Annotated in this window: 13 protein-coding genes and 1 pseudogene; 9 read left to right on the plus strand and 5 right to left on the minus strand. The window is 63.1% G+C overall.

Annotated elements, in window-relative coordinates:
- From rbbA to BV908_RS15665, 3 genes are read right to left on the minus strand one after another with little or no spacing between them, the layout of a single operon-like run.
- On the minus strand, positions 1–2,763 hold the full coding sequence (rbbA, locus tag BV908_RS15655) for a ribosome-associated ATPase/putative transporter RbbA (protein ID WP_103738599.1): 2,763 nt from the start codon (positions 2,761–2,763) through the stop codon (positions 1–3).
- A 3-nt stretch (positions 2,764–2,766) separates the two neighbouring features.
- Positions 2,767–3,846 (minus strand): efflux RND transporter periplasmic adaptor subunit, encoded by a 1,080-nt coding sequence (locus tag BV908_RS15660; protein WP_103738600.1) that lies wholly within the window; start codon positions 3,844–3,846, stop codon positions 2,767–2,769.
- A gap of 14 nt (positions 3,847–3,860) precedes the next feature.
- Positions 3,861–5,348 carry an efflux transporter outer membrane subunit gene (locus tag BV908_RS15665; protein WP_103738601.1) on the minus strand — a complete coding sequence of 496 codons (1,488 nt, stop codon included), beginning with the start codon at positions 5,346–5,348 and terminating at the stop codon, positions 3,861–3,863.
- 451 nt (positions 5,349–5,799) lie between these two features.
- On the opposite strand from BV908_RS15665, the gene BV908_RS15670 reads away from it, so the two are divergent.
- From BV908_RS15670 to BV908_RS15690, 6 genes and pseudogenes are all read left to right on the plus strand, one after another.
- Positions 5,800–6,438 (plus strand): TetR/AcrR family transcriptional regulator, encoded by a 639-nt coding sequence (locus BV908_RS15670; protein ID WP_103738602.1) that lies wholly within the window; start codon positions 5,800–5,802, stop codon positions 6,436–6,438.
- An 8-nt stretch (positions 6,439–6,446) separates the two neighbouring features.
- Positions 6,447–7,481: a DUF4105 domain-containing protein gene (locus tag BV908_RS15675; RefSeq protein WP_103738605.1), complete on the plus strand. Its 1,035-nt coding sequence runs from the start codon at positions 6,447–6,449 to the stop codon at positions 7,479–7,481.
- Between the two features lie 20 nt (positions 7,482–7,501).
- Complete coding sequence (locus tag BV908_RS15680) at positions 7,502–9,418, plus strand: alpha/beta fold hydrolase (protein WP_246867523.1); 1,917 nt, start codon at positions 7,502–7,504, stop codon at positions 9,416–9,418.
- 46 nt (positions 9,419–9,464) lie between these two features.
- Positions 9,465–9,644 (plus strand): annotated as a pseudogene (locus BV908_RS22230) (transposase); the annotation flags it as partial.
- A gap of 32 nt (positions 9,645–9,676) precedes the next feature.
- A complete protein-coding gene (locus BV908_RS15685) occupies positions 9,677–9,946 on the plus strand; it encodes a hypothetical protein (protein ID WP_003050070.1) in 270 nt (89 codons plus the stop codon).
- A 47-nt stretch (positions 9,947–9,993) separates the two neighbouring features.
- The gene (locus tag BV908_RS15690; RefSeq protein WP_013520789.1) at positions 9,994–10,476 is read left to right on the plus strand and encodes an AAA family ATPase; all 483 of its coding nucleotides are present in this window, start codon (positions 9,994–9,996) and stop codon (positions 10,474–10,476) included.
- Between the two features lie 50 nt (positions 10,477–10,526).
- On the opposite strand, the gene mobH is transcribed toward BV908_RS15690, so the two are convergent.
- Complete coding sequence (mobH, locus tag BV908_RS15695) at positions 10,527–12,389, minus strand: MobH family relaxase (protein WP_003050081.1); 1,863 nt, start codon at positions 12,387–12,389, stop codon at positions 10,527–10,529.
- Positions 12,390–12,704: 315 nt separating this feature from the next.
- On the opposite strand from mobH, the gene BV908_RS15700 reads away from it, so the two are divergent.
- The 3 genes from BV908_RS15700 (at position 12,705) to BV908_RS15710 (ending at position 14,420) form a co-directional block, all read left to right on the plus strand.
- On the plus strand, positions 12,705–13,331 hold the full coding sequence (locus tag BV908_RS15700) for a hypothetical protein (protein ID WP_003050085.1): 627 nt from the start codon (positions 12,705–12,707) through the stop codon (positions 13,329–13,331).
- A gap of 12 nt (positions 13,332–13,343) precedes the next feature.
- Entirely contained in the window at positions 13,344–13,976 is a 633-nt protein-coding gene (locus BV908_RS15705) for an RES family NAD+ phosphorylase (protein ID WP_003050087.1), read from the plus strand.
- 84 nt (positions 13,977–14,060) lie between these two features.
- The gene (locus tag BV908_RS15710) at positions 14,061–14,420 is read left to right on the plus strand and encodes a DUF3742 family protein (protein ID WP_003050090.1); all 360 of its coding nucleotides are present in this window, start codon (positions 14,061–14,063) and stop codon (positions 14,418–14,420) included.
- 6 nt (positions 14,421–14,426) lie between these two features.
- On the opposite strand, the gene BV908_RS15715 is transcribed toward BV908_RS15710, so the two are convergent.
- Complete coding sequence (locus tag BV908_RS15715; RefSeq protein ID WP_003050092.1) at positions 14,427–15,950, minus strand: conjugal transfer protein TraG N-terminal domain-containing protein; 1,524 nt, start codon at positions 15,948–15,950, stop codon at positions 14,427–14,429.
- Positions 15,951–15,961: the final 11 nt, after the last annotated feature.

Consider the following 15,961-nt stretch of genomic DNA (forward strand, 5'->3'; position numbering starts at 1 on the left):
TCAGCGTTCCTGCTTTTTGAGTAGCAAAACGGCCGCGCCGAGAATCACCGGAACCGACAGGAGCATCGACCACAGCGGCCATGTCAGGTCGGGCAAGCCGAGCGCTTTGCTGAAAACGCCACGGCTGATGGAGATCATGTGCGTGGCGGGGTAGATCTCGCCGATGAACTTGCTGGAGCCTTCGAGCGAGGACACTGGATCGATCAGGCCGGCGAACTGGGTGGCCGGAATCAGGGTGCCGATCATGGCGAAGAACATGGCCGCGATCTGGCTGCGCGTGACGGCCGAGGCGAGCAGCCCCATGCCTGTCGCGGCGAAGGAGAAGATCAGCGCGGCCAGCGCCAGGGTCAAGAAGCTGCCCTTGACCGGCACACCGAAGATGGTGACCGCGAGCAGGCTCATCAGCAGGAAGTTCATCATGGCCAGGCCGACATAGGGCAGTTGCTTGCCAAGCAGGAACTCGATGCGCGTCACCGGCGTCACGTACAGATTGGTGATCGAGCCTGTCTCTTTCTCGCGCACCACCGCCAGCGCGGTCAGCATCGCCGGCAGCATGAGCAGCAACAGGGGAATCACGGCGGGCACCATCGCCGGCAGGCTCTTGACATCGGGGTTGTAGCGAAAGCGCGTCTCGACGCTCGCATTGCCTGCTGCGCTGGCGCCGCCGCGCTCGCTGGCCTGTACCAGCAGCCAGTGCTGGTGCATGCCCTGAACGTAGCCCTGCACGGTTTCGGCGCGCTGCGGCATGGCGCCGTCGAGCCACGCACCGATCTGCACGTTCTGGCCCCGCAACACATCGCGGGCAAAGCCAGCGGGGATTTCGATGGCCAATGACAGTTCGCCGCTGCGCATGCGCCGGTCGAGATCCTCGTAATCGACGATAGGCGGGTGCTCTGTGAAGTAGCGCGAGCCGGCCAGGTTCAGCGTGTAGCTTTGGCTGAGCGTGGTTTGGTCGCGATCGAGCACCGCATAGCTCAGGTCCTCGACGTCCAAGGTGATGCCGAAGCCGATCGCGAACATCAGGAGCAGCGAACCGCCCAGCGCCAGGGTGGCGCGCACCGGATCGCGCTGCAGTTCCAGTGCTTCGCGCCACAGATAGCTGAGCATGCGGCGCAGGCTGAAGCCTTCAGCGTTGTGCCCGATGTGCTCAGTGTGTGTCGCTGGCGTCTGAATCGCCGTATTGGCGGCCTCGGTGGGGCCGGCGGGAGCGACCGTGCCGCCCTCCGCCTCGATGAGGTAGCCGATGAAGGCCTCTTCGAGGGTTTTAGCGCCGCGCTTCTCGACCAGCTTGGCGGGCACGTCGCTGTCGAGCACCTTGCCCGCATGCATCATTGACATGCGGTCGCAGCGTTCGGCCTCGTTCATGAAGTGGGTGGAAATGAAGACCGTCACCCGGTCGCGACGTGACAGCTCGATGAGCAGCCGCCAGAATGCATCGCGCGCTACTGGATCGACCCCGGAGGTCGGCTCGTCCAGAATCAACAGTTCGGGCTTGTGCACCATGGCGACTGCCAGCGACAGGCGCTGGCGTATGCCCAGAGGCAGGCTGGCCGGCAAGCTGTCGATGACTTCCACCAGGCCGAAGCGCTCCACCATCTCTTCGACGCGGCCCGGAATGTCCTTCGGGGGCACGCTGAACAGCTTGGCGTGCAACTCCAGGTTCTGGCGTACCGTGATTTCGCTGTAGAGCGAGAACGCTTGGGACATGTAGCCGACGCGGCGGCGGGTGCCCAGATCATGCGGGTTCACTTCGTGGCCGAACAGCCAGGCCCGGCCCTCGCTCGCCGGCAGCAGGCCGGTGAGCATCTTCATCGTCGTGGACTTGCCGCACCCGTTGGAACCGAGGAAGCCGAAGATCTCACCGCGCCGGATACGGAAGGAGACACTGTCGACAGCAACGAAGTCGCCAAAGCGCATGGTCAGCCCCTCGGCTTCGATGGCGATATCGTCCGCGCCGTCCTCAGGCAGAGGCGGAATGACAACCGCTTGGTGTCCGCGCTTTTTCTCTTCCGGGAGCAGGCGGATGAATGCCTCTTCCAGGTTCGGGCTGTTTGTTGTCTCCAGCAATTCCTTCGGCGTACCGGTGGCGAGGACCTTGCCGTCGTCGATGGCGGCCAGCCAGTCGAAGCGCTGGGCCTCATCCATGTAGGCCGTGGCCACAATCACGCTCATGCCGGGGCGATCGGCGCGGATACGGTCAATCAGATCCCAGAACTGCGCGCGCGCCAGCGGGTCCACGCCAGTCGTCGGCTCATCGAGAATCAGAAAATCCGGGTCATGAATCAGCGCGCAGCACAGGCCGAGTTTTTGCTTCATGCCCCCGGACAGCTTGCCTGCCGGGCGCTCCAGGAATTTGAACAGGCCAGTGGCCTGAGTCAGTTCGTCGATCCGCTGGCGGCGCTCTGCGGCGCCATGACCGAACAGGCGCGCGAAGAATTGCAGATTCTCCTCGACCGAGAGCGTCGGATACAGGTTTTTGCCCAGTCCCTGCGGCATGTAGGCGATGCGCGGGCATACCTGCTTGCGATGGGCCTTGCTGGCCATGTCGCCACCCAGCACCTCGACCGTGCCCTCCTGGATGATGCGCACACCCGCCAGCAATGAGAGCAGACTGGATTTGCCCACGCCGTCGGGGCCGATCAGACCGACCATCCGTCCAGCGGGGATGTCCAGGTCAATGCCATCCAAGGCAATGACGTCGCGGTAGCGCAGTCTTACCTGGCGGACACTTGCAACGGTCGCGAGCTGCGCGCTGTGGCTCATATCTTACTCCGGCACACGAACGGAGAGGTTCTGAGGCCACTCGGCCTTGGCGTCGAGCTTGACCCAGGCTACGCCGGGCAGACCGGTCTTGACCTGGTTCAGGTGCTCACGCAGCAGCTCCTGCGAAATCTGCGCGCGCACGCGAAACATCAGCTTTTGTCGCTCGCTGGCGGTTTCCACCGTCTTGGGGGTGAACTGCGCTGCGCTGGCGACGAAGGAAACGGTGGCTGGAATCACATACTCGGGCGCGGCATCCAGAATGATGCGAACCTCCGAGCCCAGCGCGACGCGGCCGGCCACGGTCTCGGGCAGGAAGAAGGTGATGTAGACGTCCGACAGGTCGATAAGATTCAGGACGCGTCCGCCCGATCCCAGCACCTCGCCGGGTTGCGCCACCCGCACCTGCACCCGACCGTCACGCGGCGAGCGCAGTTCGCTGTCGCGTATGTCGGCTTCGATGCGGTTGATGCTGGCCGTGGCAGCGGACACGCTGGACCTCGCGCCGACGAGCTGCGCCTTGGCGGCCTCGACCGCGGCGCGGGCAGCGGCGGCCTGTGCCTTGCTGGCCGCGAGGGTCGCTTGGGCGCCCCGTACGCGCGCCCGGTCATCGTCCAGTTCCTGGATCGAGGCGGCTCCCTCACTCGACAGCGTGCTGGAGCGTGTCAGGCGCCGTTGCGCGGCGTCCAGTTCGGACTCGCGCTGACCAACCAGAGCCAAGGCGGCAGTCACGTCGGCTTCACGCAGCGCCACCTGTGCCTGCGCCGCGGTCACCGAATGCTCAGCCTGCTGACGCATGGCCAGGGCCTCGTCGCGCTGCGCTTCCAGCGTTTCCAGCCGCATCTTGGCCAGTGGCTGGCCGGCTGTGACGAAATCGCCTTCACGCACCAGGATGTCTTCGATGCGGCCGGGAAGTTTGGTGGCCACGTCGATCTCGGTGGCTTCGATGCGGCCATTGCCGTTGACGAATCCTTCGCCCGGGCCGCTGTCGGTAAACCTCGTCCAGCTCCACCAGGCCAGCGCGGCAACAACCGCTGCAGCGAAAGCGACCAGGAGTTTTTTCTTGAGAGAGGGGGAGACAGTCATGGGTTCGGCGTGCCTTAACGGGTTGATGGGGTGGAAGCGGGAGTCGAGGCCGCACCCTGTGCCTCGCCGGCTGCGGCGAGGGTGCCGCCGCCGAGCGCGGCATACAGCGCCACCTGGCTGGACAGCAGCGCGCGGCGCGCCTGTACCAGTTGTTGCTGGGCTCCCAGCAGATCGCGTTGGGCATCCAGCACTTCCAAGAAGGCGGCCGAGCCGTTGTCGTAGCGCAACTTGGCCAGGCGTGCGCGTTCGCTTTGCGCTTCCAGGTTGGCTCTCTGGATCGTCAACTGCTCAGCCAGCCAGTGCTTTGCGCTCAGCGCATCGGCCACCTCGCGGAAGGCCGTTTGAATGGTTTTTTCGTATCCGGCGACGGCGATGTCGCGGCGCACCTCGCTCAGTTCCAAGTTTGCGCGCCGCCGCCCGCCATCGAAGATGGGCAGCGACAAGGTAGGCATGAAGGTCCAGGCGCGGCTGCCGGAATCGAACAGGCCGTCAAGATCGGAACTGGCCGTGCCGAAGCTGCCGGTCAGCGCAATGCGCGGCAAAAACGCCGCGCGGGCCGCGCCGATGTGGGCATTGCTGGCACGCAATTGGTGTTCGGCGGAAATGATGTCCGGGCGACTGACCAGCAGCTCCGAAGGCAGACCGGCCCGCAGCTCAGCCAGAACCGTCGTTTCATCGAAGGGTGCCTTGGCGGGCAGCGGGCCGGGATCAGCGCCTACCAGCAGTGCCAGGGCGTGCAGTTGCGTGGTGCGAGCCTGCTCAAGCTGCGTCAGCAGCGCCTGAGCTTGGTTCAGCAGGGTCTGGACCTGTGTGAGATCCAGCTTCGAGGTCGAGCCGACTTCGACGCGGCGCCGGAAAATGCGATAGGACTCCTCGCGGGTGGTCACGGTTTGCCGCGCGATCGCCACGCGTTCGTCGATCTCGCGCAGGCCAAGATAGCCGTCTGCCACCTGGGCGATCAGCGCCAAATGGACGGCCTGGCGAGCCGCGTCGGAAGCCAGCCAAGCTTGCAGGGCGGCGTCTTCCAGGTTGCGGATCCGACCCCACAGATCCAGTTCCCAGGTGGTCAAACCCACCTCGGCCCGGTACTCGCCGCCCACCTGCGATCGGCCCGACATGTTCAGGTCGCCAGGGACCCGCGCGCGTCCACCTTGGGCGCCCACGCCCATGGCAGGAAAACGATCCGAGCGCTGAATGCGGAATGTGGCGCTGGCTTCCTCGACGCGCAGCGCGGCCACGCGCAGGTCGCGGTTGTTTTCCAGCGCAGTCTCGATGAGGCGTTGCAGCAGGGGGTCGGTGAAGTACGCCTGCCAGGCAAGCTCTCCCGCGTGGGCGCCGTCGGTGCCTGATCCAAGATGCGCGGGCCAGGCTTCGGGCACGGGCAATGGCGGGGTGTCTGGCGCCGGAGCGAGCGACATGCAGCCGGTCAAGACGACGGCGCTCAGGGCCAACGAGGCAGCGCGCAATCTGAACGCGGGAAACAACGGGGAAGTTGGGAGCATGGTCACGTTCCGTACAGGTATCGGGCTGAAGAGGGTCTGGTCGCAGAGGAGGGAATGGCTGCCACCCCCGCAATGCGGGGTTCGTGGCTGGTGTCCGCAGGCCCTACTTTCTTGCTTGCAAGTGCTGTCAAGCCCACTTCATCTCCTTGTTGATATGTGCATCCCCGTGTTCCCCGGCTGGTTGATAGGGCGCTCTTCCTGTGTCGTAACCCGATGTGCCGGGTTCACTCGCGCCCTGTGTTGATCTGCATTGTGAAATCTGAAAACAAACAACTGGATGGTTATTTTCAATTATACGTTACAATCCAAGAACCGCAATCAGCGGGCTCGTCGGTCATTGACGCAGGTCAATTCGAGCTGCCGGCTTGGGTTCAAGGAAGGCCCTGATTCTTGGTAGAGCCGGTGACAGGCCCATGGGAACACCCCTCAGATCTTTGAACAGAGCCTTTGAATGCCACCCAAGAAAGATGACGCGCCAGACAACAAGCGCCGCTACCTGTCCTCTGCCGCCAGGAAAGAGGAAATACTCGACGCGGCCCTGGTCGAATTCGCGGATCGGACATACAACGCAGTGTCGATGGAGCGCCTGGCGGAATGCGCGGGCTTGTCCAAGGCTGGCATCTATGCCCACTTCAAAAGCAAGGAAGAAATTTTTCACGCCTTGCTCGAACGTACGACGAAGCAGATTTGCGATTTCCAGGGCTGGCTCCCGGATGAGGATCTGACGTTGCCAGAGCTGGTAGATGTCTACCTGGATCGCCTGTACGCGACCTTCAGCTCCCCTGCCACGATGTCGATCTACCGGCTGCTTCTGGCCGAAAGCGCCCGAACTCCAGAGCTGGTGCAGCGTTGGCACAACGAAGTTGCGCTCGGGCTGAAAGAGCGGGCGCAGACCATCATCCACCGCAACATACGCCGAGGCGTCATTCGCCCAGGCGTCTTGACCGAACACTTCTTCCCGTTGGCGCTCGCGCCCGCAGTGCTGTGGCTGAGTTCCTCGATGCTGTCCAAGGGGAATCCTTCCATCTCGCTGGTGCAGTTACGGGATGCGCACCGGCAACTGTTGCTTGAGCTTTTGCAGCCTCAATGAGCGGAGTGATGCACAGAGTCCTGCGCGCCCTTGCAGGCTTGGCGATCGGCTTTGTGGTACTGCTGCTGACTGTGTGGGGTGCGCTGGCTCTGTGGCATCAGATGCCGGGACCTTCGGTGGTGCGATGGTTCGTCATTGCCATGTGGTCTACGTTGGGTGTGACCGTTGTCTTGTCGCGGGCGGGCTTGCTTGGGCGGCGCAATCGCAACATCGCCGGATTCGCATTTGTGATCGCAGCCGCCTCCCTGCTCATGTGGTGGGGGACGCTGCAGCCGTCACACCAGCGTGTATGGGCTGACGATGTCGCCCAGTTGCTGGAGGCCAGGATCGACGGCAACCATGTTCACCTGAATAATGTGCGCAACTTCCAGTGGCGCAGCGAAACCGACTACACCCCGCAGTGGGAGAGCCGCACATACGACCTGGATCGTCTGCGCAGCGCCGACTTGGTGCTTTCCTACTGGATGGGGCCGCACATCGCCCACACCCTGGTGTCGTTCGGCTTCGATGGCGGTGAACGCGTGGTGTTCTCGCTGGAAATTCGCAAGGAACGCCATGAGTCCTTCTCGGCGGTAGGAGGATTCTTCCGTCAGTTCGAGCAGATCCTGGTAGCCGCCGATGAGCGAGACATTGTGCGTACGCGCAGCAATGCGCGAGGCGAGGACGTTTATCTCTATCGGTTGCAGATGAGTCAGGCGAATGTCCGCGCGTTGTTTCTGGAGTATCTGCACGCGGCCAATGAACTGCGGCGCGCACCACGCTTTTACAACACACTGACCAGTAACTGCACGACCATCGTATTCGAGCTGGCTCGGCTCATTGCGCCCGCATTACCGATGGACTATCGCCTGCTGCTGTCCGGACACTTTGCGGAATATATCTATGACCTGCACGGATTGACGCCCGGCCATCGCTACGCAGAACTGCAGGCACTGGGACACATCAACGAACGCGCACTGGCCTCTGACGCATCAGGGGGCGACTTCTCGATGTCGATTCGACAAGGTGTGCCAGGCGTGCCGGCCGACGAGGTATCTCCATGAGGTTCCAGCAGTCTTGCCGCATGGCAGTGTGGCTCGTCATTGCCCCGCTGTTGCTGGGGGGCTGCTCGATCCTGCGTGAGTTCGGCCCAGTGGTTGAGGTTCATACACTGGATGCGGGCGAGGCCATCGAACTCAAGCGCGGCGATATCCTGACACGCGGCAAGCTCAGCGATGCGACTGTCCAGACCATCAGGGTGGCGGCATTGGATGAGCAGGCATGCGCAAAGCCGATCTCCTCGGAGTGCGCGGAGGCCTTGGCTACCGTGACGGGGGTTGCCACGGATAGACGCCTGGCTGCACTGTCCGAACTATGGCTGGCGCAGGCTCAGGCCATGAAGCCCGGTTCAGCGCAGCAAGCCGCCTGGCTTGAGACGATTCGCTATGCCTATGCTTATCTGTTCCTTGGTGACCATACTCCGGGAGAGCGGGCCTTCGAGGATCGCCAGACCCAAGTGCGGGATTGGTATAACTATGCCGTCGAGCATGCGGCCACCGGCATGTTCGAAGTTCGGCAACAAATGCCGACGCAGTTGCCCGACCAGACCAGTTGGAACATTGCAGGCTGGGAACTGAAGCTGGATATGCGCGGCGCGCGCTTACCGGGCACTACGGCGGTGCCAGCCGAACTCCTGCCAGCCTCGTCCCTGTCTTTCCGTGGATTGCGTAGCCTCTACCGGCGCGACGGCTTTGGCGCCGAGCTTGTGGCGGTCATTCCGGACGAGTCCCTGAGCGCCGTCCCATCTCGGGGTGGTCGCCCAGCGGCAAAACATGATCAGCAACCGCTGCCCTGGAGCGAGATGCCCGCGCCGTCCATGACGGTTCTGCTGCATCCCGACGGAGACAACTTGGACAGTGTGCTGCATGCTCGTACAGCCCGTCTGACGGTGCATGACCCCTATGTGGAATCGGCCATTATGCTGCGCGGCCAACGTGTGCCGCTGGCGGCCAATTTCACGGCCGGCTATGGCGTATGGCTGGCCCGTGCCAATTTCAACCGCCAGTCGCTGCGCAGCCTGCTCGGGCGCGAGGGTGGCATCGACCGCCCGCACGTCTACTTGATGCAGCCCTACGATCCGAACAGGCGGATCATCGTCATGCTGCACGGACTGGCCAGCAGCCCTGAAGCCTGGGTGGAACTCGCCAACGAAATCCTGGGCGATGAGGCCCTGCGCCAGCATTACCAGATCTGGCAGGTCTACTACCCGACCAACATGCCTGTCGCGTTGAACCACGCCATGATTCGCAGGGCGCTCGGGGAGACGCTGACGCATTTCGACCCATCCGGCCAAGCGCCGGCGTCGTCCGACCTCGTGCTGGTGGGGCATAGCATGGGCGGGGTCATCGCGCGGTTGATGGTGTCGTCAACCGATCAATCGCTGGTGCAATTGGCTGCGGATCACAGTCGGTTGACGCCGCAGCAGATCAGGCGCATTGATCCCATGTTGCGCTTCGAGCCCTTCCCGAATGTCAGCAGTGCCATCTTCATCGCGGCGCCTCATCGGGGCACATCGGTCGCGGGTGGACGCCTGGGGCGCTGGATGGCGGGATTTATCCGCTTTCCCATTACGGTGCTCGAAGAACTCGCCCATACACTGGCACCCAATGCGGCCGCCAGCAGCCGTGAAAGCCTGGCAACCATTCCCAATAGCGTGAACAATCTCGACGAAAACGATCCGTTCGTGCGTACGGCGGCGGGCTTTCCCATCTCATCCCAGGTGCGCTATCACTCGATCGTGGCCCAAGCCAATTCCGAAGTGGCCCTCGATGATTCCGATGACGGTCTTGTGCCTTATCGCAGCGCACATCTTCCCGGCGCACAGTCCGAGAAAGTCATTATTTCGGGGCACAGCGTGCAACAGAGCGCGGCCGCGATACTGGAGATCCAGCGTATTCTGAGAGAGGACATGGCTCTGCGGGAAGCGCATTTACAGCCATAGACAACTGCCATCTGCTGTGCGCGGCCGAGCTGATTTCGGATTTCGTATGGGCGTAATGCATTCATCTGAATGCGCAAAGAGCATCAGACTTACTGTTGCCCGCTCGACGCTGGCACAGTGGGTCGGTGCGTGCGGCGCGCAACCGCAGCCGATGGTAAAGGCGCTGGATGACGAACTGCGTCGCCACGTGGTGCTGCACGCCCACGAGACGCCGATGCTCAAGCCCAAGCATCTTGGCGACGGCAAGGCGTACCCAACGTGATCCGCCGTCTGGCGGCGACCCAGCCCATGCTCGACAAGATCGTCGGCCACCAACGCCACATCGCTCAGGCCTACGGCATATCGATGGAGCATGCGCGCTGGCTGTTGACCACCGTGGCGTTCCACTGCCTTGCCGTGGCCGACACGGTGTACTCGGTCGCCGAACGGGAACCCGTCGTGGATGCAGACCGTGCGACGGAGGAAGCCGAGATGGAGGCCGAACTCAACAGGGCATGCACGCACTCATTGTTGGCATGCTGGCCTTGATGGATGCTGATGGCCTTTCAGGAGATAGTTGATCGTCGTTCTCGTTTGTGGGGGTTGAATGGAAATCCAGGGATGCCGTAATTGAGGAGCCTGGACGGCGTATCGTTCAGGAACAAACACGCACGGGCGGCCAGGCCCTGCCGTGGCTCGACATGACGGCCTTCCTGCGCGGGGCCATCGACCTTGCGCTAGACAACCATGCCAATGCGCCACGCAGCAATACGCAATGGGTGTTCTTCGACCGTGGCCTGATCGACGCGGCGGCAGCACCCCAGGCACTGGACGGCACTACTATTCTGGACACGATTGCCCAGTCGCATCGCTACCACTCGCGCATCTTTCTGGCCCCGCCGTGGCCTGAAATCTATGTGCAGGACGAAGAACGCCGTCACAGCATGGATGAAGCGCGGGCTGAATTCGAGCGGCTTCAGCGCACCTATCCAGCGCTGGGCTATGCGGTATCGCGGTTGCCCAAGATCAGAGTGGCGCAACGCGCTGACTTTGTGCTGGACACCTTGGCTAGCCGCTAACCTACCAAGGCGAACTCTACCGTATCTCACCGCCACGTAGGACTCCATGCTCAAATCTCTTGCGTAACTCTGAGATAAGGATTGTTGGGTGGTACTGCATCGAACAACCAATTCGCATCGATCAGCAAATACCCATGCAGCTTCCGGGACTTGCGCGGCCCGGTGACTTCACAGATCCAGATGTTCAAGCCGCTGTCGTGCTTTCGATGCAACCCCAGTTTCTCAAAGCGCTTCTGCACCCACTGCCAATCCGGCATCTTGTCCTGCCGTGCCAGCGTGCCGACATGAGGGTGCTCCTGGACGTAGCGCTGGAACACACCTGGGCTGACCAAGTAGGCCGTGTCATTCACGGAATGCACGAGCGCTTTTGCGTCGTTGATGATGAGCCGGCGCGAAGCAATTCCCTGTTTCAGCCACATCATGAAATGTTCGCCTGACGGGGGCGCTGCTGTTAGGGGTGGTTTAGCAGTAGATGGTGGTGGCGAAGGAAGCACTGCGGCAGTCGCTGGCATAGGAGTGCTGGGGTCTGCGGGGTAGCTTCTCTGTGCAACCGGCTCCACATCCTGCTCGGCACCAGGCGAGCCGCTCGTGCTCACCATTGCCAGCATGTCCTCCATGACATCGGACACGGGCTGGGCCTTAGGCGGTGAGGCGGTGACGGTACTACTGCCTTCCCAAGATGGAAGTTTCTGACCGTTCGGGGCTGCCTTCGCCATGGCCGCAGGCGGCATTTTCGGCGCCTCGGCGTCGTTTTCGGCGACTGCCGCGTCGATCGCTACCGTGCCTGCAAAAGGCGTCGGTCGCTCGCCAGATTCCCAGATCAGCGCAGGAGCGAGGCGCAACAGGGTGAACGAGTGGGACCAGCCGGTGGAACTGGTTATGGTCGCGCGCCAAATAGCCTTGCCGTCGGGCGCCGGCTGCAACATGCCGTGATCCTGGAGGACGTTGAACACCGCGGTGTTGTTCGCAGGGATGCCATCGACGCCTTGGGACAGCAGGTGCGCACGCAGTTTGTCCGAGACCGTTTTGCTCACCAGCCACAGGGCATCGTCGGTGAGCCAGCCATCGGAGGCTTCCGGCTGGTTCAGTTTCAACTGTTCCTTGAGCAGGTAGCGCAACCCGTCGAGCAGCTTGCGCTGCAGCGCGTGCTTGGGCGCAGCCATGGCGCGGGCCGGATCGCCGCCCAGCTCCTGGGCCACCGAGGCCCGGTCTGCCTGCACGACAAGTTCGCCCAGTACGCCGGCGTGCTCGTACTGCCCGGCCAGGACGTAGAGCAGTGGTGCCCACAGGGACGGATAGCCGCTGAGCCAGTCCAGGGCCTCACGGTCGAGCAGTTGGTGGTAGAGCAAACCTGTCGCGGCGCTGTGCAGGCGGTACTCGCGATCGTCGCGGTAGCGGAATCGGTATGGCTGGCGCAGCGGGCCGTGCCAAGGGTGCCAGATGCTGCCGTCGGCCAGCTCGACGTGCAGATCGACGGCGATCTTGCCGATGTCGTGCAGCAGCGCGGCGTAGGCGACGGCGGCGGTCCAGGCTTCGGACTGTGCCGCTTGGTCTTCGGGGCTGGCGCCGATGGGCAGCAGATGGGACTGCCGCAGTTTCAGACTGTAGGCGACGATTTCGAGGCCGTGGTCGAGCATGCCGCCCAGATAGGCATGGTGATGCGCCTCGGAGGCCGGGAAGGCCTGGACCAGCTCGGCGTAGCGTTCCAGGGGCGCTCGGTACAGCGTGGCGAATTGCCTGCGCGACAGCGAGGTGCGCTGCCAAATGTGCTCCAGCAGCTTCTGCCGGCGCGGGGTGGCCAGCAGCGATGCGGCCGACTCGGGCCGCATCAACCCTTTCGGGAGGACGGTGGCGGGTGCTGGCGGTGGCGCGCCGGCGACCGGGGGCCGTTTTCGCTGGAACAGGGAGAGCATGCGGGTGTCCTGTGGCGGGCCGACCGGGAGGCCTTTTTGCCTTTTCGAGGTAGGGCCTTTCCCCTTGCACCCCATTCCCTTGCCGTTTCGGCCCTTTGGCCTTTAACCGTTTCGGTATAGCGGGGCCTGGGTTGCGGTTCCAGCGTCAATGTGGAACCCGCACGAATGGATTGCGCGGCGACCAGCCGCTGGCCTCGGCCTATGCTGCGGAGACGCTGTTTTCGCCAGGTAGGTTGCTCTCTAGGCGTCAAAGTTGACAAATGCGACAAAGGCGACTAGAGTAAGTCCTGTCTCAAACCTACCTGGGAGATGACCATGCCCACCGCCATTGAATTCATTGCCGACCGTCTGCCGCGTGTCACCGTGGAGGATGTGCGCCGCTTCGCGGATACCGTCGAAATCCGGGATGCGCCGGCTTTCGCGGCCGAGTTGCAGGCGTTCATTCACGAGCGCGTGGAGGCGGTAAAGCTGCCAGCCAACCTCGAAGGTGAAACGGTGGAGCACGCCTTGAAGCGTAAGACGGCTGCGCTGCGCGCTGAGACGCGCTGGGCGCCGACTGAAACCGACGTCCAGCGAGGCCGCGCCGTGCTGCTGGAAACCTTCAACCAGCCGCACAACCTGCCGCCCGCGGAGTACGCCAAGCTGGCGGACAAGTCGCGCCAGCAGATCTACAAGGACATCCTCGCCCGTCGGCTGCTGGCGCTGAACGTGGGGCCGCGAGGCCAGAAACTGCCCGACTGGCAGCTCGACCCGGTGAAGCAGCAGTTGACCCAAACCGTGCTTCAGGAGGTCGAGGGCATCGACCCTTGGACGATCTACCGCGCACTGTCCGAACCGCTCGAAGGCTTGGGCGGCCGCTCGCCAGTGGATGCGGTGACGCATGGCACGATCGACGACGTGGCCGAGGCCGTGTTCAACGTGCTGGGCGTTCAGGTGCATTGAAGCGAGATCGCCATGAGCCACGAGCTGCCTTCGTTCCTGATCGATGCCGGTGAGCTGCTCCAGCATGTGAGCCGCGTCGTCTATCGGGGCAGCCCGCTGTACTATGGCCGCAGCAGCACCAATCGCTACGATGACCCGGCCCAGGCCTACGGGGTGCTCTACCTGGGGCGCGACCTGCCCACGGCGCTGATGGAGTCGGTGTTTCATAAGCACCAGTGGCTTGCGGACACGAAGCGCTCGATCGCGCTGAAAGAAGTCCAGAGCCGGATGGTGCGCGCAGTGGGCGTGATGGACGACGTGCTTCTGGCCGACCTCACGGCGCCGGGCGTCATGGCGGGCTACTTCGGCCTGAACCTGGAGCAGTTGGCCAGCCGCGACTACACGCACACGCAGCAGGTGTCGGCCCAGGTGCATGCGATGCTTGGAGATGACGGCCAGGTGCTGTTCGACGGGGTGCTCTATCCGTCGCGCAACAACTATCCCGCCAAGAGCATCGCGCTGTTCGAGCGTGCCAGCGCGAAGGTCAGTGTCATCGAGGACATCGATCTCGTTGACCATGTGGACTGGCCGCGTTTCGTTGCTACATACCGCATCGGCGTGGAGCCCGACCCTGGCCCGTTGGAACCGGATGACGAAGCGTCCTGAAGCAGCAAGAGAACACATTGAAGCCCTAAACAGAATGAAATGGACCAAACTGAAATAGGCATCCCTCAGCAGTAGGAGACGACCATGAACACCACGACTCGCACCAGCACCGCAGAACGCCTCGGCCGCGCCTTTGGCCGCGGATGGCGTGCCTACGCGCGCTGTGAACGGCGGGCGTCGAACTGGTTGGTTTCCAAGGGCATGCCGACGGCTGGAGCCACCGCGCTCGTGTGGATGGTTAAGCTGGCTGCGCTCGGGGTGCTGCTGTACACCACCTTCTGGCTGGCCCTGGTGATGGTGTGCGTCATGGTGGTTGCCTGGATGGCCCGCAACACCGACTTGGGCGAGGAGTTGCCCGAGCCAGAGTGGCGAAACGGACCAGCAGGATTCGGCCTATACACCTACGACGGTTTCCGCATTGATCCTCATGTCGAGGACGACTAGCAGCGATCACTTCTTCGACACTGCATTGATCGCAATGCTTCCTCCCCTTCCGCCAGCAGCCTTGGCATCTCCGGTGGCTCCTGCGAGGCCTTGCAACACGTTGCCGGCACGAACGCCCGCCCAAGCCAAGGCCATGATCCAGAACGTAGGCAGTACGATGAACATCGTGCCCGTGACAAACATCAGGAGCATGTCTCCGAAGGCGTTGTTCAGCCCCACCAGCGGGTCGAAGTTGGTGTGCGGCCGATTCCAGCCGAACCCCCAGCCATAGAGCGCATCCAGGATCGTCGAATCGATCCAGCGCGCAAGCTGAAACCAGAAGTCCGTGAAGAAGAGCGCGAACTGCACGACGCTGACGGTAACGACCGTCTTCAGATCGTAGGTGCCTACGACCAGCACAAGCGGGATGCAGATGACCAGCGCCATCTTGAGCAAGGCGAGGACCATGGGCAGAGACTGTCTCACGACGTCCATGGCGGGAAACGCGGCAATCGCGCCGACGGCCATCCCAACGTCTCCCGTGGCCCGCGTCACGATGTTCGGCAAGGTCTTGTCGATCTGGCCGCCATAGTCCGTATAGACGCTACCCTGGTTCAATTTCTGTTGCCGCGGTGACGCGATGGCGCGGATCACCGAGTCGTCCACCTCGGCCCTGCTCAGGAACCCGGCCCAGCCTGCCAGGCGATTCAACAGGTTCGGGTCCACCTGTCCCAGCAGGCGTGCCCGCAGGCCATTGCCGCCATCGGCCCACCACTGCCTGCAGGTCGGGTAGCCGCCACCGCTGCCCACCTGTGCAAGCCCCGCATCGCGGGTGCTGTCGTAGGGCCAGTCGTCGCGCGGCGTGCTTGAGCGGTAGGTGTCGTAGTAGCCGCCCGTGTCCGTGAAAAACCTCGACCCTATCCAGGTCACGTCGTGCATCTGCTGCTCATCAAGCTGAGGGCGCTGCATGAACAATTTGGCCCGCGCAGGCCCATAGCAATCCCGCGAGAAATCCGCTACTTCCTGAGCCAGTACCGGGTCGTCAATGCGGGTCGCGTCGATCTCCATGCGCATCTGCCGCAGGTCCGTGCCGCATGGGATCGCCGCCACCGAGGCGCTCGTGACGGCGCGCGAGAGCGCGTGCATGAAAGCCCACCAGACCGGCACCTTCGCCGACTGGTTGTTGATGGTGCTGAAGGACTGCGACCAGCCGGTATCCGTGGGCTGCGGCACGCTGACCTGGCACTGGGCCGAGCGCGAGCTGTCGTACTGGATGGTGTTGAGGTCCACGTCGATGAACGGGATGCCAGCGAACATCACCACCACGATGGCGACGAAGACCCGGTTCTCGATGCGCGCAGCCGAGAGCACGCCCTTGTTGCCTTCGTCGGCACCTTCCGCACGGGCCTTCAACCACTCCTGCACGATGATGGCGACGAACGGCAGCGCGAATACTCCGCTCGACACCAGCACCGCCCAGATGCCGTTGTTGACGATCCAGGACACCAGCGTCAGGTAGTACTCCAGGTAGTCGGTCGTAAAAAGCGTCATGGCGCGGCTCC

It is taken from the genome of Diaphorobacter sp. LR2014-1 (assembly GCF_002916785.1).
In the GTDB taxonomy this organism is placed as follows: Bacteria; Pseudomonadota; Gammaproteobacteria; order Burkholderiales; family Burkholderiaceae_C; genus Diaphorobacter; species Diaphorobacter nitroreducens.